At 70.4% G+C, this 19,482-nt stretch carries 18 protein-coding genes; 14 read left to right on the forward strand and 4 right to left on the reverse strand.

Annotation, left to right across the window (positions count from 1 at the left end):
• Positions 1–26: 26 nt before the first annotated feature.
• The 4 genes from AB0J64_RS38760 to AB0J64_RS38775 are packed head-to-tail and all read right to left on the reverse strand — an operon-like array spanning position 27 to position 4,515.
• Positions 27–884 carry a universal stress protein gene (locus AB0J64_RS38760; RefSeq protein WP_364038897.1) on the reverse strand — a complete coding sequence of 286 codons (858 nt, stop codon included), beginning with the start codon at positions 882–884 and terminating at the stop codon, positions 27–29.
• Entirely contained in the window at positions 885–2,303 is a 1,419-nt protein-coding gene (locus tag AB0J64_RS38765; RefSeq protein ID WP_364038900.1) for an amino acid permease, read from the reverse strand.
• 9 nt (positions 2,304–2,312) lie between these two features.
• On the reverse strand, positions 2,313–3,248 hold the full coding sequence (gene arcC / locus AB0J64_RS38770) for a carbamate kinase (RefSeq protein WP_364038903.1): 936 nt from the start codon (positions 3,246–3,248) through the stop codon (positions 2,313–2,315).
• Positions 3,249–3,270: 22 nt separating this feature from the next.
• Complete coding sequence (locus AB0J64_RS38775; RefSeq protein ID WP_364038906.1) at positions 3,271–4,515, reverse strand: arginine deiminase; 1,245 nt, start codon at positions 4,513–4,515, stop codon at positions 3,271–3,273.
• A gap of 206 nt (positions 4,516–4,721) precedes the next feature.
• On the opposite strand from AB0J64_RS38775, the gene pyrR reads away from it, so the two are divergent.
• The 14 genes from pyrR to metK form a co-directional block, all read left to right on the forward strand.
• On the forward strand, positions 4,722–5,267 hold the full coding sequence (pyrR, locus tag AB0J64_RS38780) for a bifunctional pyr operon transcriptional regulator/uracil phosphoribosyltransferase PyrR (protein WP_357598707.1): 546 nt from the start codon (positions 4,722–4,724) through the stop codon (positions 5,265–5,267).
• Positions 5,264–6,181 (forward strand): aspartate carbamoyltransferase catalytic subunit, encoded by a 918-nt coding sequence (locus AB0J64_RS38785; RefSeq protein WP_364038909.1) that lies wholly within the window; start codon positions 5,264–5,266, stop codon positions 6,179–6,181. Before pyrR ends, AB0J64_RS38785 begins: the two co-directional genes overlap by 4 nt.
• Positions 6,178–7,464 (forward strand): dihydroorotase, encoded by a 1,287-nt coding sequence (locus AB0J64_RS38790; RefSeq protein WP_364038912.1) that lies wholly within the window; start codon positions 6,178–6,180, stop codon positions 7,462–7,464. The genes AB0J64_RS38785 and AB0J64_RS38790 overlap by 4 nt, the downstream gene beginning before the upstream one ends.
• Positions 7,461–8,567, forward strand: a complete 1,107-nt coding sequence (carA, locus tag AB0J64_RS38795; RefSeq protein WP_364038915.1) for a glutamine-hydrolyzing carbamoyl-phosphate synthase small subunit — start codon at positions 7,461–7,463, stop codon at positions 8,565–8,567. Before AB0J64_RS38790 ends, carA begins: the two co-directional genes overlap by 4 nt.
• Positions 8,554–11,841: a carbamoyl-phosphate synthase large subunit gene (gene carB, locus AB0J64_RS38800; RefSeq protein ID WP_364038918.1), complete on the forward strand. Its 3,288-nt coding sequence runs from the start codon at positions 8,554–8,556 to the stop codon at positions 11,839–11,841. The genes carA and carB overlap by 14 nt, the downstream gene beginning before the upstream one ends.
• Before the next feature lie 23 nt (positions 11,842–11,864).
• A complete protein-coding gene (locus AB0J64_RS38805; RefSeq protein ID WP_364038935.1) occupies positions 11,865–12,731 on the forward strand; it encodes a dihydroorotate dehydrogenase electron transfer subunit in 867 nt (288 codons plus the stop codon).
• Complete coding sequence (locus AB0J64_RS38810; protein WP_344985232.1) at positions 12,721–13,698, forward strand: dihydroorotate dehydrogenase; 978 nt, start codon at positions 12,721–12,723, stop codon at positions 13,696–13,698. The genes AB0J64_RS38805 and AB0J64_RS38810 overlap by 11 nt, the downstream gene beginning before the upstream one ends.
• Before the next feature lie 84 nt (positions 13,699–13,782).
• Positions 13,783–14,478 carry an orotidine-5'-phosphate decarboxylase gene (gene pyrF / locus AB0J64_RS38815; protein ID WP_364038938.1) on the forward strand — a complete coding sequence of 232 codons (696 nt, stop codon included), beginning with the start codon at positions 13,783–13,785 and terminating at the stop codon, positions 14,476–14,478.
• A gap of 675 nt (positions 14,479–15,153) precedes the next feature.
• The gene (gene mihF / locus AB0J64_RS38820; RefSeq protein WP_020541698.1) at positions 15,154–15,477 is read left to right on the forward strand and encodes an integration host factor, actinobacterial type; all 324 of its coding nucleotides are present in this window, start codon (positions 15,154–15,156) and stop codon (positions 15,475–15,477) included.
• A gap of 115 nt (positions 15,478–15,592) precedes the next feature.
• A complete protein-coding gene (gmk, locus tag AB0J64_RS38825; protein WP_344985231.1) occupies positions 15,593–16,186 on the forward strand; it encodes a guanylate kinase in 594 nt (197 codons plus the stop codon).
• Between the two features lie 4 nt (positions 16,187–16,190).
• Positions 16,191–16,460 carry a DNA-directed RNA polymerase subunit omega gene (gene rpoZ, locus AB0J64_RS38830; protein WP_043638590.1) on the forward strand — a complete coding sequence of 90 codons (270 nt, stop codon included), beginning with the start codon at positions 16,191–16,193 and terminating at the stop codon, positions 16,458–16,460.
• Between the two features lie 8 nt (positions 16,461–16,468).
• Positions 16,469–18,007 carry a bifunctional phosphopantothenoylcysteine decarboxylase/phosphopantothenate--cysteine ligase CoaBC gene (coaBC, locus tag AB0J64_RS38835; RefSeq protein WP_364038923.1) on the forward strand — a complete coding sequence of 513 codons (1,539 nt, stop codon included), beginning with the start codon at positions 16,469–16,471 and terminating at the stop codon, positions 18,005–18,007.
• A gap of 144 nt (positions 18,008–18,151) precedes the next feature.
• Entirely contained in the window at positions 18,152–18,514 is a 363-nt protein-coding gene (locus AB0J64_RS38840; RefSeq protein WP_364038926.1) for a hypothetical protein, read from the forward strand.
• Between the two features lie 128 nt (positions 18,515–18,642).
• A partial coding sequence (gene metK / locus AB0J64_RS38845; RefSeq protein WP_364038929.1) for a methionine adenosyltransferase occupies positions 18,643–19,482 on the forward strand: 840 nt, incomplete at its 3' end.

Here is a 19,482-nt window from a genome sequence, read left to right on the forward strand (position 1 = left end):
CATAGTTTGACGGAGAATTTCGCCCGTCAGTTCCGCCGGGTGAGAATCATGACAGGACAGGTCGCAGCCCGTACGATCTTGAGCGAGGTGTCGCCCAGGAAGACCCGCCTGAGTGGCCCGGTGGCGCTCGAAGCGCATATGATCATCTCACCGGGGAGCCACGAGGTCGTCCGGAGCGCCTGAGCGACGTTGCGGCCCTCCAGCACCTCGACCTCCGCCTCCGGCCGCCCGCGGGTCGCCGTCCGCAGGTCCGAGGCCGCCTGGTCGCGCAGGCGTTCGAGCAGGTCCTCCTCGATCTCGGCGTGCCTGTCGCTGCTGAGCACCAGCGTGACCAGCCGCAGGGGGACGCCCAGAGCCGCGGCCACCGCCGTCGCGTCCTTGACCGCCGCGTCGCAGCCGGGGCCGCGGCGGTAGGCGACGGTGAGGCGTTCGAGTGCGGCGGGGCGTTCGTCGGCGTAGCCGCGCGGGGCGAGCAGCACGGGGACGGAGGAGGAGTGCAGGAGCTGGTCGGCGGTGCTGCCCAGGGTGATGCGCCCTGGGTCGCCGCCAGGGGCCGAGCCGATCACCACCACGTCGGCGGCGCGCTTGCGCGCCAGCTCCACCAGCCCGCGTCCGCTGCCCTTGTGCGCGTGGACCACGTAGTCGGCGTCGTCGCCCGCCAGCTCGCGAGCCTGCCAGAGCGTCGCCTCGGCCAGCTCCATCAGGTAGGCCCGCCACGCGCTCTCCTCGGCCCTGGCGGGCCCGGGCACGGACCACGTGGGCGGCTGCACGAACGCCACCGTCAGGCGGCCCTGCGCCTGCTCCTTGAGCAGTACGGCGAGCGCCAGCCCGTCCCGTCCCTGAGGCTCAGGGACATAGCCGGCCAGCACGTCGTCGAGCTTCATTCAGGTCACCTCGGCGTTCAGCCGCGAATGGCCGTAGCCGTACACGAAGTAGCAGATCAGGCCCACGAGCATCCACAGCCCGAACGCCGCCCACGTGGCCCCGGCCAGGCCCGCCATCACGATGACGCAGAAGATCGCGCCGAGCACCGGCGTGGCGGGGAACAGCGGCACGCGGAAACCGCGCGGCAGCTCGGGACTGCGGTGGCGCAGGACGAGCACGCCGACGTTCACGATGGCGAAGGCGAACAGCGTGCCGATGCTGGTGGCCTCGGCGAGCTGGCCGAGTGGCACCAGGCCCGCCAGCACGGAGATGAACGCGGCGACGATGAGGGTGTTGGCGACGGGGACCTGGCGGCGCATGTTCACCCGCTGGAAGATCCGCGGGATGAGCCCGTCGCGGGACATCGCGAACAGGATGCGGGTCTGGCCGTAGATGACCGTGAGCACGACGCTGGCGATGGCGATCACCGCGCCGAAGGAGACGATCAGGCCCGGCCAGGACGCGCCGGTGGCCAGGTCGGCGATGTGGGAGAGGCTCGCCTCGCTCTTGTTCGGGTCGAAGCCCGTCCACGGCGTCGCGCCGATGGCCGCCACGGCCACCAGGACGTAGACGGCCGTCACGACGGCCAGTGACAGGATGATCGCGAGGGGCAGGTCGCGCTTGGGGTTCCTGGCCTCCTCACCCGCGGTCGAGGCGGCGTCGAAGCCGATGTACGAGAAGAACACCTGCGAGGCCGCCGCCGTGATCCCGGCCACCCCCATGGGGGCGAACGGCGTGAAGTTGCGGGTCTGGAAGGCCGTGAACGCCACCACGCAGAAGAAGAGCAGCACCACGACCTTGATCACCACGAAGATCGCGTTCGCCGTGGCGCTCTCGGAGGCCCCGTACAGCAGCAGCCACGTGGCGAGCAGGACGATGACGATCGCGGCGACGTTGACCACGCCGCCCTGGCCGGGGGAGCGGGTGACGGCATCCGGCAGCGTGAAGCCGAACAGGGCCCGCAGGAACGCGTTCAGGTATTCGCCCCACCCCACGGCCACGGCCGCCACGGACACGGCGTACTCCAGCATGAGGCACCAGCCGCACACCCAGGCCACCAGCTCGCCCAGCGTCGCGTACGCGTAGGAGTAGGACGAGCCGGACACCGGGATCGTCCCGGCCAGCTCGGCGTAGGACAGGGCCGAGAACAGCGCCGTGATCGCCGCCAGCACGAACGACAGCACCACCGCCGGCCCCGCCTTGGGCACGGCCTGACCCAGGATGACGAAGATGCCGGTGCCGAGCGTGGCGCCGACGCTGAAGAGCGTGAGCTGCCACAGCGACATGGTGCGCCGCAGCTCGCCGCCCTCCCCGTGGCCGCCCTCGGCGACGATGCGCTCGGTGGGTTTAGTGCGGAAGAGCCGTCGGGCCAGTGTCATCGGACACCCCTACAGCGTGCTCGTCAGCGGCCACCTGCCGTTCGGTGTCACGATCGTTCCCGCTGAGCCCTCGAGTATGCGCTCGGCCTCGTCCAGCCTGCCGATCGCGGCCATGTCGCCCGTCGTCTCCACGAACCGGCAGGCCGCCTCCACCTTCGGCCCCATCGACCCGGCCGGGAACTCCAGGGCGCGCAGCTCGTGCGGCGTGGTGTGGGCGATCTCGCTCTGGTGCGGCGTGCCGAAGGCGCGCATGACGCGCGGCACGTCGGTGAGGCTCAGAAACGCGTCGCAATCCAGCGCCTCGGCCAGCAGCGCGGCGGTGAGGTCCTTGTCGACGACCGCCTCCACGCCCGTCAGCCGGCCGCGCTCGTCGCGGACGACCGGGATGCCGCCGCCGCCCGCGCAGATCACCACCACGCCCTCGCGGATCATCATCCGGATCAGCCGGGTCTCGACGATGCGGCGCGGAACGGGCGAGGGGACGACGCGCCGCCAATGGGGGCCGTCCTGCCTGACCGTCCAGCCGTACTCGGCGGCCAGCTTCTCCGCGGCCTCCTGGTCATAGACCTGCCCGACGAACTTGGTCGGGTTCTCGAAGGCGGGATCGACGGCCGTCACCAGCGTCTGCGTGACCATGGCCAGCACCTGCCGGCCGGGCAGCGCGTTCTGCAGGGCCTGCTGCATCCAGTAGCCGATCATGCCCTGCGTCTGCGCGCCCAGCGTGTCGAACGGGTACGGCCTGGTCAGGTTCGGATCGGCGGCGCTCTCCACGGCCAGCAGCCCCACCTGCGGGCCGTTCCCGTGGGTGATGACCAGCTCGTGCTCGAGGGCCAGGCGGGCGAGCGTCTTGACGGCCGTCCGGATGTTGGCCTGCTGGACGTCCGCGTCCGGTGCCTGGCCGCGTTTGAGCACCGCGTTGCCGCCCAGCGCGACGATGACCCGCATCCGTGCCCCCTCATGCCCCGTCTCATGCTGCGTCGCGTTCGAGGGGGCAGCTCATGCAGCGCGGGCCGCCGCGCCCCCTGCCGAGCTCGCTGCCCCTGATTGTGATGACCTCGATGCCGTTGTCACGCAGGTAGTTGTTCGTGGTGGTGTTGCGCTCGTAGGCGACGACCACGCCGGGCTCCAGCGCGAGCCCGTTGCAGCCGTCGTCCCACTGCTCCCGCTCGGCCGCGCGGACGTCCTGCTTGGGGGTCAGCACCGTGATGTCGGGCAGGTCGAGGGCGTGGGCGATGGCCTTGTGCATGTGCTCAGGAGGATGATCGGTGACCTTGAGCTCCTTGCGCGTCTCGCCCGGCTCGATGGTGTACGCGGGCAGCATCCCGAGGCCCGCGTACTCGGTGAACACGCCGACGTCGAGCATCGTCATCACGGTGTCGAGATGCATGAACGCCCGCGCCTTCGGCATGTCCAGCGCCACGATCGTCCGCGCGGAGCCGGCGGCGAACAGCCGCTGCGCCAGCATCTCGACCGCCTGCGGCTGGGTGCGCTCGCTCATGCCCACCAGCACCGCGCCCCGGCCGATGACCAGCACGTCGCCGCCCTCGATGGTGGCCGGCGCCACCGACTGCCCCGGCATCCAGCAGTGGAAGCCGCCCGTCTCCGGCCGGCCGAACCCGTCGGCGAACGTCGGGTGGTACATGTAGACGGCCTCCATGTTGACCGTCTCGCGCATGCGGGCCTTCTTCTTCATCGCGTTGATCGACACGCCGTCGTAGATCCAGCAGGACGTGTCGCGGGTGAAGAGGTGGTTGGGCAGCGGCGGCAGGACGAAGTCGTCGTCGCCGGTGGTGTGGAAGGTCACGGAGTCGAAGTCGCAGCCCAGCTCGACCAGCTCGCGCTTGGTGACGCCGCCGGTCAGGTAGACCTGCAGCGTCGCCGAGTCCATGGCGTCGAGGATGTTGCGCACCTCGTCGATGGCGCCGGGGCCGAGCCAGCGCTCGTCGATGACCGCGTCGAGGATGTGCTTGCGCGCCTCCGGGATCTCGACGGTCTCCGTGAGCAGGTCGGCCAGCAGGTGGACCTTGACCCCGCGGTCGGTCAGCACCCGCTGGAACTCCTCGTGTTCCTCTATCGCGCGCCTGGCCCACAGCACGTCGTCGAAGAGGAACGCGTCCTTGTTGGACGGGGTCAGCCGCTTGAGCGCCAGGTCCGGCCGGTGCAGGAGCACCTGGCGCAGGCGTCCGACCTCGGAATCGACATGAAAGGCCATCTTCGCTGTTTCCCTCCAGACGGCGTTCTCGGGCAGTATCAGCCTCTTTCCCCGAGAAGACCGGTACGCCATCCGTACCCCGTGGGCGCGTGGTGACGCAGGCGGAAGCCCCCTCGCGTTGTTCCTGGTAGCCCCTGGTACTGTGTGTGCCGACCAACACCCTTTAAGACCCGTCCCGTGAGGCGGGAAAGGTGGTGAGATTCGCCATGTCCGATTCCAGAGCCGTGCTCGAAGCCCCGGACATCCATCGGGCGCTGACCCGGATCGCGCACGAGATCCTCGAGCGCACCAAGGGTGCCGACGACGTCGTGCTCCTCGGCATCCCCACCCGCGGCGCCACGCTGGCCCGCCGGCTCGGGGACCGCATCCAGCAGTTCGAAGGCGTCAAGATCCCCGTCGGCTCGATCGACATCACGATGTACCGGGACGACCTGAGGCTCAAGCCCGCCCGGCCGCTCGGCCGCACCGAGCTGCCGCCGGACGGCATCGACGGCCGCGTGGTCGTGCTCGTGGACGACGTCCTCTACTCCGGCCGCACCGTGCGCGCCGCGCTCGACGCGCTCAACGACCTCGGCCGTCCCACCGCCGTGCAGCTGGCCACGCTGGTCGACCGCGGCCACCGCGAGCTGCCCATCCGCGCCGACTACGTCGGCAAGAACCTTCCCACGGCCAAGAGCGAGAAGGTCAGGGTCTACCTGCAGGAGATCGACGGCCGCGACGCCGTGCTGCTCGTGAAGGGGGACGACAAGTGAACCGCCACCTGATCTCCGCCGGCGACCTGTCCAAGGACGACGCGCTGCTCATCCTCGACACCGCCGAGGAGCTGGCGAGAGTCTCGGAACGTTCCATCAAGAAGCTGCCGACGCTGCGCGGCCGCACCGTGGTCAACCTGTTCTTCGAGGACTCCACCCGTACGCGGATCTCGTTCGAGGCGGCGGCCAAGCGGCTGTCCGCGGACGTGATCAACTTCTCGGCCAAGGGGTCGAGCGTGTCCAAGGGCGAGTCGCTCAAGGACACCGCGCTCACCCTCGAGGCCATGGGCGCCGACGCGGTGGTCATCCGCCACAGCGCCTCCGGCGCGCCGCACCGCCTGGCCAACTGGGTGCACGGCAGTGTCGTCAACGCCGGCGACGGCACCCACGAGCACCCCACGCAGGCGCTGCTCGACGCCTTCTCGATGCGCCGCCGCCTGGGGAATCTCGACGGGCGCAAGGTCACGATCGTCGGCGACGTGCTGCACAGCCGGGTCGCCCGCTCCAACGTGCTGCTGCTCCACACGCTCGGCGCCGACGTCACGCTGGTGGCGCCGCCCACGCTGCTGCCCGTCGCCGTCGGCTCCTGGCCGTGCGAGGTGTCGTACGACCTGGACACCGTGCTGCCCAAGTCGGACGTGGTGATGATGCTGCGCGTGCAGAAGGAGCGGATGAACGCCGCGTACTTCCCCAGCGAGCGCGAGTACTCCCGCCGGTACGGGCTCGACCGCGACCGCTTCGCCAAGATGCCCGACGACGCGATCGTGATGCACCCCGGGCCGATGAACCGGGGCATGGAGATCGCCGCCGAGGTGGCCGACTCGGCCCGGTCCACGATCGTCGAGCAGGTCACCAACGGCGTGACCATCCGCATGGCCGTCCTGTACCTGCTGCTTGGGGGAGAGAGCGCGTGATTATCCGTAATGTTCGGATTCTCGGCGGGGAGCCCGTCGACATCCGCATCTCGGACGGGGTGATCGCCGAGATCGGGCCGGGCCTGGAAGGGCCGGAGGCCGTGGACGGTGGCGGCGCGATCGCGCTGCCCGGCCTCGTGGACCTGCACACGCACCTGCGTGAGCCCGGCCGCGAGGACGCCGAGACCGTGCAGACCGGGACGCAGTCGGCGGCCCGCGGCGGATACACCGCCGTGCACGCCATGGCCAACACCTCGCCGGTCGCCGACACCGCGGGCGTGGTCGAGCAGGTGTGGCGGCTCGGGCGCGAGTTCGCGCACTGCGACGTGCACCCCGTCGGCGCCGTGACCGTCGGCCTCGAGGGCAGGCAACTCGCCGAGCTGGGCGCGATGGCCGACTCGGCCGCCCGCGTGCGGGTCTTCTCCGACGACGGCAAGTGCGTGGACGACGCCGTGCTGATGCGCCGCGCCCTGGAGTACGTCAAGGCGTTCGACGGCGTCATCGCCCAGCACGCCCAGGAGCCCAGGCTGACCGCGGGCGCCCAGATGAACGAGGGCGTCGTCTCCGGCAGGCTCGGCCTGACCGGCTGGCCCGCGGTCGCGGAGGAGGCGATCATCGCCCGCGACTGCCTCCTGGCCGCCCACGTCGGCTCCAGGCTGCACGTGTGCCACGTCTCCACGGCCGGCTCCGTCGAGATCATCCGCTGGGCCAAGTCCAAGGGCTGGAACATCACCGCCGAGGTCACCCCGCACCACCTTCTCCTCACCGACGACCTCGTCGAGGAGTCCCCGGTGGGCGCGTACAACCCGATCTACAAGGTCAACCCGCCGCTGCGCACCCGCGCCGACGTCGAGGCGCTGCGCGCCGCGCTGGCCGACGGCACGATCGACGTCGTCGCCACCGACCACGCCCCCCACCCGGTCGAGGACAAGGAGACCGAGTGGTCGGCCGCGGCCATGGGGATGATCGGCCTGGAGACGGCGCTCAGCGTGGTCCAGGAGGCCATGGTCGAGACGGGCCTGCTCGACTGGGCGGGCGTCGCCGAGCGCATGTCCGTCGTCCCCGCGCGCATCGGACGCCTGTCCGGGCAGGGCCAGCCGCTGGAGGCGGGCGCTCCGGCCAACATCACGCTGTACGACCCGTCCGTACGCACCGAGGTGGATCCGTCGGCATACGCGTCGAAGAGCCGGAACACCCCGTACGAGGGGATGACGCTGCCCGGCAGGGTAGTGGCCACGTTCCTGCGCGGCAGGCCGACCGTTCTCGAAGGGAAGCTGGTTTGAACACATCGGTGCTCGTCCTGGAAGACGGCCGCGTCTTCCACGGGACTCCGTACGGCGCCGAGGGCGAGACGTTCGGCGAGATGGTCTTCAACACCGGTATGACCGGTTACCAGGAGACCCTCACGGACCCGTCCTACCATCGGCAGATCGTCGCCATGACGGCGCCCCACATCGGCAACACAGGCGTCAACGACGAGGACCCGGAGTCGAAGCGCGTCTGGGTCGCCGGCTACGTCGTGCGCGAGCCGTCCCGTGTCGTCTCCAACTGGCGGGCCAACCGCTCGCTCGACGACTACCTCAAGGAGCAGGGCGTCGTCGGGATCGCCATCTCCGGCACCCGCGCGCTCACCCGCCACCTGCGCGAGCGCGGCGCCATGCGCGCCGGCATCTTCAGCGCGCCCACCGAGCCGGTCGAGGAGCTGGTCGAGCGGGTGCGTCAGTCGCCCCGCATGGAGGGCGCCGACCTGGCCGCCGAGGTGGCCACCGACGAGCCCTACGTGGTGCCCGCCATCGGCGCGAAGAAGTTCACGGTCGCGGCCGTGGACCTCGGCATCAAGGGCATGACGCCGCACCGGATGGCCGAGCGCGGCTGCGAGGTGCACGTGCTGCCCGCGACGGCCACGTACGAGCAGATCATGGCGGTCGGTCCGGACGGCGTGTTCTTCTCCAACGGGCCCGGCGACCCCGCCACGGCGGACGTCTCGGCGCTGCGGGGCGTCCTCGAGGCGAAGGTCCCGTTCTTCGGGATCTGCTTCGGCAACCAGCTCTTCGGGCGGGCCCTGGGCCTTTCGACCTACAAGCTGCGGTACGGGCACCGGGGCGTCAACCAGCCCGTCCAGGACGTGCGCACGGGCAAGGTGGAGATCTCGGCGCACAACCACGGGTTCGCCGTGGAGGCGCCGCTCGAGGGGCCGTTCGACACCCCGTACGGCCAGGCCGAGGTCAGCCACGTCAATCTCAACGACCGCTGCGTGGAGGGGCTGCGCCTGCTCGACGGCCGCGCCTTCAGCGTGCAATACCACCCGGAGGCCGCCGCGGGCCCCCACGACGCGGCCTATCTCTTCGACGAGTTCTGTGAGGTCATGAGCCGTGCCCAAGCGTGAGGACATCAGGTCCGTCCTGGTGATCGGCTCGGGGCCGATCGTGATCGGCCAGGCGTGCGAGTTCGACTATTCGGGCACCCAGGCGTGCCGCGTGCTGCGGGCCGAGGGCTTCCGGGTCATCCTGGTCAACAGCAACCCGGCGACGATCATGACGGACCCGGAGTTCGCCGACGCCACGTACGTGGAGCCCATCACCCCCGAGTTCGTCGAGAAGATCATCGCCAAGGAGCGGCCGGACGCGCTGCTGCCGACGCTGGGCGGGCAGACCGCGCTCAACACGGCGGTCGCGCTGCACGAGTCCGGCGTGCTGGAGACGTACGAGGTCGAGCTGATCGGCGCCGACTTCGACGCGATCCAGGCGGGGGAGAACCGCGAGCGGTTCAAGGAGATCGTCGCCAAGGTCGCCCGTGAGCACGGGCTCAACGCCGAGTCGGCCAGGTCGGCCATCTGCCACACGATGGACGAGTGCCTGGCCGCCGCCGAGGAGCTGGGCTACCCGGTGGTGATCCGGCCGTCGTTCACGATGGGCGGCGCCGGTTCCGGGTTCGCCTACGACGAGGACGACCTGCGCCGCATCGGCGGCGCGGGGCTCGACGCCTCTCCGACCACCGAGGTGCTCCTGGAGGAGTCGATCCTCGGCTGGAAGGAGTACGAGCTCGAGGTCATGCGCGACAAGAACGACAACGTCGTCATCGTCTGCTCCATCGAGAACATCGACCCGATGGGCGTGCACACCGGCGACAGCGTCACCGTCGCGCCCGCGCTGACCCTGACCGACCGCGAATACCAGAACATGCGCGACGTCGCCATCGCGGTCATCCGCGAGGTCGGCGTCGACACCGGCGGCTGCAACATCCAGTTCGCGGTGGACCCGCGCACCGGGCGCATGATCGTCATCGAGATGAACCCGCGCGTGTCGCGCTCCTCGGCGCTGGCCTCGAAGGCCACCGGCTTCCCGATCGCGAAGATCGCGGCCAAGCTGGCCATCGGCTACACGCTCGACGAGATCCCCAACGACATCACCAAGGAGACCCCGGCCTCCTTCGAGCCGACGCTCGACTACATCGTGGTGAAGGTGCCGAGGTTCGCGTTCGAGAAGTTCAGGGGCGCCGACCAGACGCTCACCACGCACATGAAGTCCGTGGGCGAGGCCATGGCCATCGGCCGCTCCTTCCCGGAGGCGCTGCAGAAGGCGCTGCGGTCGCTGGAGAAGAAGGACTCGGCCTTCAGCTGGGCCGGCCCTGTTGACGATAAATCCGCATTGCTGGATGCGTGCCGTACCCCGCACGACGGGCGGCTGCGCACCATGCAGCAGGCCATCAGGGCGGGCGCCACGCCCGAGGAGCTCTTCGAGGCGACCAACGTCGATCCCTGGTTCGTCGACCAGCTCTTCCTGCTCCACGAGGAGGCCGAGGCGGTCGCCGCCGCGCCCGAGCTGACCGCCGAGGTGCTCGAGCGGGCCAAGCGCCACGGCTTCAGCGACGCGCAGCTCGGCGAGATCCGCGGCATCGACGAGGCCAGGGTGCGCGACCTGCGCCACGCCCTGGGGCTGCGGCCGGTCTACAACACCGTCGACACGTGCGCCGCCGAGTTCGCCGCGAGGACGCCGTACCTCTACTCGACCTACGACGAGGAGAGCGAGGTCCCCTACGGCGAGCGCGAGAAGGTCATCATCCTCGGCTCCGGGCCCAACCGCATCGGGCAGGGCATCGAGTTCGACTACGCGTGCGTGCACGCCTCGTTCGAGCTGGCCAGGGCCGGGTTCGAGACCGTCATGGTCAACTGCAACCCCGAGACCGTCTCGACCGACTACGACACCTCCGGCCGGCTCTACTTCGAGCCGCTGACGCTGGAGGACGTCCTGGAGGTCGTGCACGCCGAGCAGCAGACGGGCCCGGTGGCGGGCGTGATCGTGCAGCTCGGCGGCCAGACGCCGCTGGGGCTCGCGCAGGCGCTCAAGGACGCGGGCGTGCCCGTGGTCGGCACCTCGCCCGAGTCGATCCACCTGGCCGAGGAGCGCGGCGCGTTCGGGCGGGTGCTGGCCGAGGCGGGCCTGCCCGCGCCCAAGCACGGCACGGCGCTCACCGTGGCCGAGGCGCGGGAGATCGCCGAGGAGATCGGCTACCCCGTGCTCGTCCGCCCGTCCTACGTGCTCGGCGGCGCCGGCATGGCCATCGTGTACGACGAGGAGACGCTGACGACGTACATGGCGGCCCAGGAGGGCGGCCACCCGGTGCTGGTGGACAAGTTCCTGGACGAGGCCATCGAGATCGACGTCGACGCCCTGTACGACGGGTCCGAGCTGTATCTCGGCGGCGTCATGGAGCACATCGAGGAGGCGGGGATCCACTCCGGCGACTCGGCGTGCGCGCTGCCGCCCATCACGCTCGGCAGCCACGACATCAAGCGCATCCGCGCCGCCACCGAGGCCATCGCCCGGGGCGTGGGCGTGCGCGGGCTGCTGAACGTCCAGTACGCGATGTCGGCCGGCGTCCTGTACGTCCTGGAGGCGAACCCGCGCGCCAGCCGTACCGTGCCGTTCGTGTCCAAGGCCACCGCGGTGCCGCTGGCCAAGGCGGCGGCCCGGGTGATGCTCGGCGCGTCGATCGCCTCGCTGCGCGAGGAGGGCATGCTGCCCGCGACCGGCGACGGCGGGACGCTGCCTCTCGACGCCTCCATCGCGGTCAAGGAGGCGGTGCTGCCGTTCAACCGGTTCAGGGGCGTCGACATCGTGCTGGGGCCGGAGATGCGCTCCACGGGCGAGGTCATGGGCATCGACGCGCACTTCGGGATCGCGTACGCCAAGTCGCAGGCGGGCGCCTACGGCCGGCTCCCGACCAAGGGACGCGCGTTTGTATCCGTGGCCAACAGGGACAAGCGTGCGATGATCTTCCCTGTGAAGGCGCTGGCCGATCTCGGATTCGAGATCCTGGCTACTGAGGGCACCGCCGAGGTGCTGCGCCGTAACGGCGTCCATGCCAAGATCGTGCGAAAGCACAGCGAGAGGACGGGTCCCGGAGGTGAGCCCACGAGCGTGCAGGCCATTCTCGACGGCGAGGTCGACCTGATCGTCAACACGCCCTTCGGCAGCCCCGGGCAGTCCGGCCCGCGGCTCGACGGCTACGAGATCCGCACCGCCGCGGTGCTGCGCGGCATCCCGTGCATCACCACGGTCGCGGGGCTCGCGGCCGCGGCGGCGGGCATCCAGGCGATCGTGCGCGGCGACGTCGGCGTACGGTCCCTGCAGGAGCACGCGCAGGCACTACGGGGCTGACCCCGCACGGGAGGTGAAGACGACTGGCCGGCACTCCGGTGCAGGTGACGGGCACGGTGCTGACGACGCGCCGGGTCGACGCCTACCATGCGCTGACGGTGGTGGCGCCCGGCATAGCCGAGCGCTACCGCCCCGGTCACTTCGTCTCCGTGGCGGTCGGCGGGGCCTACACGTCGATGGTGACGCGCCGCGCGCTGTCCATCCACGACGTCAAGGCCGACTACGGCGGCACGGTCGAGCTGGTCTTCACCGCCTCGGGCCCCGGCACGGCCTGGCTGGCCGAGCGGCGCGCCCGCGACACGCTCGACCTGGTCGGGCCGCTCGGCCGCCCTTTTCCGCTGCCGCGTGATCCCGCGCACTGCGTGCTGGTCGGCTCCGAGTACGGCTCCGCCGTGCTGTTCCCGCTGGCCGACGCGCTGCTGGCGCGGGGCTGCCGGGTCGACTTCGTGCTGGGCGGAGCCGGGGCCGAGCGGGTGTTCGGCGCCATGCGGGCCCGCAGGATCGCCGAGACCACCACGCTGACCACCGAGGACGGCTCGCTCGGACTACGCGGGAAGGTCACCGACGCGCTACCCTCGGTGATCGCCGACACGCGGGCCGACGCGGTCTACGCCTGCGCGCCCATGGAGACGCTGCGGGCCGTGACGGCGGTGGGGATGGAGTTCGACATCCCGGTGCAGGTGGCCGTCGAGGAGTCGATGGCCTGCGGCATCGGGGTGTGCATGACGTGCGTGCTGCCCGTCATCGGTGACGACGGAGTGACCAGGATGGTGCGGGCGTGCGCTGAAGGGCCGGTGTTCCGGGGGGAGCGGGTGCGGTTCGAGGACGTGGGAACGATCCCGTTCGACGCGCTCGGCGCCCCCGGAGGCGGTGCGCGACATGTCAGTTGATATGCGGACATTTCTGGCGCACGTGGAGCTGGCGAACCCGATCACCACGGCCGCCGGATGCGCCGCCTCCGGGCGGGAGCTCGCCCAGTTCTTCGACCTGCACCGGCTCGGGGCGCTGACCACCCGCTCGATCACCATGGCGCCCAGGGCGGGGCGGCCCACGCCGCGCATGGCCGAGACTCCCTCGGGCCTGCTGAACGCCGTCGGGCTGCAGGGCCCGGGCATCGACGCGTTCCTGGAGCGCGAGCTGCCCTGGCTGGCCCAGAGGGGCATCAAGACCATCGTCTCGATCGGCGGCGGCACCGTCGCCGAATACTCCGAGCTGGCCCGCAGGCTCGCCGACGCGCCCGGGGTCACCGCGCTGGAGGTCAACCTCTCCTGCCCGAACATGGAGGACCGCGGCCGCGTCTTCGCCCGCGAGGGCAGCGCGGCCGCCGAGGTCATCGCCTCGGTGCGGTCCATCATGCGCTACGACGTGCCGGTCGTGGCCAAGCTCGCGCCCGACGTGGCCGACATCGTGTCGGTCGCCCGGGCCTGCGTGGACGCCGGGGCGGACGCGCTGTCCATGATCAACAATCCGCTCGGCATGGCCATCGACACCGAGGCGCTGCGGCCCTCGCTCGCCGCCGTCACCGGGGGGCTGTCCGGGCCCGCCATCCTGCCGCTGGCCGTACGGTGCGTGTGGCAGGTCCACGCGGCGCTCCCGGGGGTGCCGCTGATCGGCATCGGCGGCGTGATGAGCGGCAGGGACGCCTTCCAGCTCGTCCTGGCGGGCGCCTGCGTGGTCGGAGTGGGCACGGCGCTGTTCCACGACCCCTACGCCTGCCTGCGCATCGAACGCGAGCTGGAGGACCTGCTGAGGGCCCGCGGTTTCCAGCGCCTGGCCGACGCCGTGGGCCTCGCCCACCGCCCGCCGGGGAGCGCCCCCCGCCACCTGCTCGTCGACTCCGAAGAGAGCACGCCATGATCCGTCATGAAACCGAGGAGAGCACCTCTTGACCGCCGCACCCATCGCCTGCGAGGAGAGCACCTCTTGACCCCCGCGCCTCTCCTGACTCCCGCGCCCATCGCCGTCGCCCTGGACGCCCCTGACCTGGAGACCGCCGCCCGGTGGGCGGCGCTGGTGACACCGCACGTCAGCACGGTCAAGGTGGGTCTGGAGCTCTACCTCCGCTACGGTCCCGACGTGATCGCGTCCGTCCGGGGGGCCAGCGGCGTACAGGTGTTCCTCGACCTCAAGCTCCACGACATCCCGAACACCGTCGCCGGCGCCTCCCGCGCCGTGTCCCGGCTGCGCCCGGCGATCCTCACCGTGCACGCCGCAGGCGGCCCGGCCATGATCCGCGCCGCCGTGGAGGCCGCCGACCCGCACACCAGGATCGCCGCGGTGACGATCCTGACCTCGCTGAGCGAGGAGGACCTGGGCCGCATCGGGCTCGTGGGGCCCGCCGACGACGCCGTACGCCGCCTGGCCGCGCTGTCGGTGGAGTCGGGGGCCACGGCACTGGTGTGCTCGCCCAACGAGGTGTCGGCGGTGCGGGCGGAGGTGGGGGAGGGGATCACGCTCATCACGCCCGGAGTGCGGCCCGCCGGGGCCGACACGCAGGACCAGGCGCGGGTGGCCACGCCCGAACAGGCACTCGCCGACGGCGCCGACCTCCTGGTCATCGGCCGGCCCATCACCGCCTCCCCGGATCCGGGCGCGGCCGCCGCCTCCATCGCGGCATCCCTCCGGCGCGCGTCGTGACCCCCGCCCGGCGCGCCTGACTCGCGCTTTTCTTCAATCTTGTCCGGCTGCGCCCGGTGGGCCGCGCGCCCGTCAAAACATTCATCTTGTACGGCTGCGCCCGGTGGGCCGCACGCGCCGACGTCCCTTGCCTTCTGTCATGGCCGGTCGTGAAGGCTCACGGGTCGCTCGCCGTGACGACGCGCATTCTTGACCGGCCACCGTGGCGAATCGTCGGCCGGGGCCTCCACCGCCGTTCTGAGGCCTATTTGCGCGCTGTGAAACGCGTGTGCCGGTCATTCGCTCCCGGGTCCCCCTGAACCGTCGTACGGAGGGTCCGTCGGGCGGGCCTTCGGATCATGGTTCTGCGGGTGCCATCACAAGATCGTAATGCATGCGCGGGGGCACTTGTGCGCGATCTTCGTTCTGGTTTCGGGCCTGGTGTGGACGGGGTTTCGGACATCTGTTGGCGACTGGAATGCGATCATCGTTGCGTTTCGCGACACCGTCGTGAGGCGACGCGAGAAGCGGGAAGTGGGGGCGATTTGATCAGCGGAATGTAATTTTACAGACACGGACAGTGATGAAGTGGATTTTGTGCGGAGAGAAACGGCTCTTGACGTTGCTTAGGGGGCGATGACCAGCTAGTTTCCCTTCCCGTCCGAGTACATCGACAGAAATTCGAGGTGACCCGGCGTGGCTCTTCCTCCACTGACCCCTGAGCAGCGCGCCGCAGCCCTGGAGAAGGCTGCCAAGGCCCGTAAAGAGCGTGCCGAGGTCAAGAACCGGCTCAAGCATGGCGCGGTTTCTCTGGCTGAGGTGCTCAAGGATGGGCAGACCGATGACGTCATCGGAAAGATGAAGGTCTCGGCCCTGTTGGAATCGCTCCCCGGCGTGGGCAAGGTCCGCGCCAAGCAGCTCATGGAGCGGCTTGCCATCGCCGAGTCCCGCCGCGTGCGGGGTCTCGGCGCGAACCAGAGGGCATCCCTCGAGCGCGAGTTCGGTGGCAACGAGAGCTAATCTCTGTTCCACAAGAAAGCGCAGGTTCAACGGGGGGTAGGAAGTGACCGACAGGTCCTGGTCCGGCGAAGTCAGTGCCTACGAGGCATTCGGGCCCGGAGCGGAGGTCGGATTCTTGCCCTTGAGCGAACGGCGGCTGACGGTCCTTTCAGGGCCGTCGGGCGTCGGCAAGTCCACGGTCGTCGCCGAGCTCCGGCAGGCACACCCCGAGGTGTGGCTGTCGGTCTCGGTGACCACCAGGAGGCCCCGGCCCGGTGAGGTGAACGGGGTCCACTACTTCTTCGTCGACGGCGAGGAGTTCGACCGGCTCGTGGCGGCCGGAGAGCTGCTCGAGTGGGCGGAGTTCGCGGGAAACCGCTACGGCACGCCGCGCGAGCCGGTGCTGAAGAAGCTCGCCGACGGCGTACCGACGCTGCTCGAGATCGACCTCGAAGGCGCCAGGCAGGTGCGCAGGAGCATGCCTGAGGCGCTGCTGGTATTCCTGGCCCCGCCCTCGTGGGAGGAGCTGGAGAAGCGGCTGCGCGGTCGAGGCACCGAGCCGGAGGACGTCATCGCGCGCCGCCTCGACGCGGGGCGGATCGAGATGGCGGCGGAGCCGGAGTTCGACCTGAGCCTCGTGAACACGAACGTCCAAGACGTGTGCTCTCGGCTGATAGCCTTGATGACTGACCCTCAGGGGGTCACGACAACCACCAACCGAGAGGTCTGACATCGTGGCAGGCACCACCCCGGCCGCGGAGGGCATCACCAACCCGCCGATCGACGCGCTGCTCGACATCGTCGACAGCAAATACTCCCTGGTGATCATGGGTGCCAAGCGCGCCCGCCAGATCAACGCCTACTACTCCCAGCTCGGCGAGGGCCTGCTGGAGTACGTCGGGCCGCTGGTCGAGACGCACGCGCAGGAGAAGCCGCTGTCCATCGCGCTGCGCGAGGTCTCCGAGGGTCTCCTCAACGCCGAGCCGATCGAAGGCGCGGTCTGACCCCTTCGATGAAGGTCGTCCTGGGCGTCAGCGGCGGCATCGCCGCGTACAAGGCCTGCGAGCTGCTGCGCCTGTTCACCGAGTCCGGGCACGAGGTGCGGGTCGTCCCGACCCGCGAGGCGCTCAAGTTCGTGGGCGCGCCCACCTGGGCCGCCCTGTCGGGCAACCCCGTGTCGGCAGAGGTGTGGGACGACGTTCACGAGGTGCCCCACGTGCGGATCGGCAAGCAGGCCGACCTCGTCGTGGTGGCGCCCGCGACCGCCGACGTGCTCGCGAGAGCGGCCCACGGGCTGGCCGGCGATCTGCTCACCAACACACTGCTGACGGCCACGTGCCCCGTCGTGTTCGCGCCGGCGATGCACACGGAGATGTGGCAGCACCCCGCCACCCGCGCCAATGTCGCGACGCTGCGCGAGCGGGGCGCCGTCGTGATCGACCCCGCCGTGGGCCGCCTCACCGGCGCCGACACCGGCCCCGGCCGTCTGCCCGACCCGGCCGAGATCTTCCAGATCTGTCTGCGCGTGCTGCGCGGCCGCCCTCTCGACCTGGCCGGGCGCAAGGTCGTCATCTCCGCCGGCGGCACCCGTGAGGCGATCGACCCCGTCCGCTATATCGGCAACCGCTCCTCGGGGCTGCAGGGGTACGCGCTGGCCCGTACGGCCGCCGCCCGGGGCGCCGAGGTGACCCTGGTGGCGGCGAACGTGGCCCTGCCCGACCCCGCCGGGGCCAAGGTCGTCCGGGTGGAGTCGGCGGCCGGGATGCGCGAGGCGGTGCTCGCCGCCGCCGCCGACGCCGACGTGGTCGTCATGGCCGCCGCCGTGGCCGACTTCCGGCCTGCGACGCGGCACGACACGAAGATCAAGAAGACGGACGGCGAGCCTGAGCCGATCTTTCTGACGAAGAATCCTGACATCCTCGCCGAGCTCGGCACACTCCGCCGCGACGCCCGCACGGCGCAAGCGCGTTCCGGCGGTGGAACGCCGCCCCTCTCGCCCTCGCAGTCGCTACCTCCGGGAGCCGAGAGCACGGGATCCGCGCCCCTGGAAGGCGCGCCCACGGGAGCAGCGCGCACGGAAGCAGCCGACACGGGAGTGGCCGGCACGGGAGTGGCCGGCACGGGAGCCGCGACGTCGCAGTCGTCGCCTCCGGAAGCCGCGAGCCTCGGAGTTGCGATGCCGCACCCGTCCGGTGCCGCGACCGCACAGCCGTCGCCCTCCGGAGTCATGTCGCCGGAACCGGGCGACTCGAGGCCGGGTGGCGGCGGGCTTGACGCCGCGTCGCGCCGAGCGCTCAGGGCGTACCCGGAAGTGATCGTCGGGTTCGCGGCCGAGACGGACGACGTGCTCGCCAACGGGCAGGCCAAGCTCGCCCGCAAGGGCTGTGATCTGCTGGTCGTCAACCAGGTGGGGGAGGGCCTCGCCTTCGGGACCCCCGACAACGCGGCCACCGTGCTCGTCGCGGGCGGTGAGCCGGTCGAGGTGCCGTTCGGGCCCAAGGAGGACGTCGCCGACGCCGTGTGGGACCTGGTCGCGGCCCGCCTCTCCTGACCTCGTGGGGCCCCGGATCACGGCGTCCGCCGCGTGCGCATTACAAAAGGGACGCGAACGCCCAAATGGCGTAAGACCGATTACCTGATCGACTATTGCTACATCCTCGCGCGCCTGCGGATACTTGGGCCAAGGGGGGATGGAATGCCGGTGGGTTCTGCTGTCAGGGATCGTTGTAGAACATTGCTCGGCGACCAGGGGGAGATCCACTACGTCTTTCCCGCGGTGTCCACGGTGCCGACGGGGACGGGGAACTTCCTGATCGTGGTCACCGGCTCGGCTATCTCGGTGCTGGCGACCAGGACGCTCAGGAGTGACCGGCCGGTCGCGGTGCTCGCGGCTTTCCCGCGACACACCAGGCTCGGCCCTATCCTGCCTGGACCGATCATCGAGCTAAACTCGATGACATTCGAGTTCGACGAGGAGTACGCCGCCGTGGTGGCGGCCGCCGACGCGGAGGTCTTCGCGCCGGAGACCCTGCCACCCGACCCTCTGCCTGAGCTGTGACGGGAGCCAGATAGTGGACGGTTTCGCGCCCCGGCGCCGGGTAGGGCTAGACTTCGGCGAGGCTCAGGCGTGCCCATGCGTCCTGGGCCTTACATCCGTCAGCAGCCGCTGCATGAGGAGCCACTGAGTTGTCACGTCGCCTGTTCACCTCCGAGTCGGTCACCGAGGGCCACCCGGACAAGATCGCTGACCAGATCAGTGACGCGATTCTCGACGCCATGCTCAAGGACGACCCCAGGAGCCGGGTCGCGGTCGAGACGCTGATCACTACCGGCCAGGTCCATGTCGCAGGCGAGGTCACGACTGAGACCTACGTCGACATCCCGGCCCTCATCCGGGAGAAGATCCTGGAGATCGGCTACGACGCCTCGCACAAGGGCTTCGACGGCGCCTCCTGCGGTGTGTCGGTCTCGATCGGCGCGCAGTCCCCCGACATCGCCCAGGGTGTCGACGACGCGTACGAGCACCGGGTCAGCGGCGGCACCGACGCCGACGAGCTGGACCGCCAGGGCGCGGGTGACCAGGGGCTCATGTTCGGCTACGCCTGCCGCGAGACCCCCGAGCTGATGCCGCTCCCGATCACCCTGGCCCACCGGCTGGCGCAGCGGCTGTCGGAGGTGCGCAAGACGGGTGTGGTGCCCTACCTCCGTCCCGACGGCAAGACCCAGGTGACCATCGAGTACGAGGGTGACACGCCGGTCCGCCTGGACACGGTGGTGGTCTCCACGCAGCACGCGGCGGAGATCGACCTCAAGGAGATGCTGACGCCGGACATCAAGGAGCACGTGGTCGACCCCGTGCTGGCCGGCCTCGAGCTCGACACCGAGGGCTACCGCCTGCTCGTCAACCCGACCGGCCGCTTCGAGATCGGCGGTCCCATGGGCGACGCCGGCCTGACCGGCCGCAAGATCATCATCGACACCTACGGCGGCATGGCCCGCCACGGTGGCGGCGCCTTCTCCGGCAAG

It is taken from the genome of Nonomuraea sp. NPDC049695, from assembly GCF_040674955.1.
Classification (GTDB): domain Bacteria; phylum Actinomycetota; class Actinomycetes; order Streptosporangiales; family Streptosporangiaceae; genus Nonomuraea; species Nonomuraea helvata.

What these genes read in the sequence shown, in the direction of transcription:
- AB0J64_RS38760 (WP_364038897.1), bottom strand. Translation starts at nt 884, where the DNA reads ATGAAGCTCGACGACGTGCTGGCCGGCTATGTCCCTGAGCCTCAGGGA.
- AB0J64_RS38765 (WP_364038900.1), bottom strand. Translation starts at nt 2,303, where the DNA reads ATGACACTGGCCCGACGGCTCTTCCGCACTAAACCCACCGAGCGCATC.
- arcC (WP_364038903.1), bottom strand. Translation starts at nt 3,248, where the DNA reads ATGCGGGTCATCGTCGCGCTGGGCGGCAACGCGGTGCTCAAACGCGGC.
- AB0J64_RS38775 (WP_364038906.1), bottom strand. Translation starts at nt 4,515, where the DNA reads ATGGCCTTTCATGTCGATTCCGAGGTCGGACGCCTGCGCCAGGTGCTC.
- pyrR (WP_357598707.1), top strand. Translation starts at nt 4,722, where the DNA reads ATGTCCGATTCCAGAGCCGTGCTCGAAGCCCCGGACATCCATCGGGCG.
- AB0J64_RS38810 (WP_344985232.1), top strand. Translation starts at nt 12,721, where the DNA reads ATGTCAGTTGATATGCGGACATTTCTGGCGCACGTGGAGCTGGCGAAC.
- coaBC (WP_364038923.1), top strand. Translation starts at nt 16,469, where the DNA reads ATGAAGGTCGTCCTGGGCGTCAGCGGCGGCATCGCCGCGTACAAGGCC.
- AB0J64_RS38840 (WP_364038926.1), top strand. Translation starts at nt 18,152, where the DNA reads ATGCCGGTGGGTTCTGCTGTCAGGGATCGTTGTAGAACATTGCTCGGC.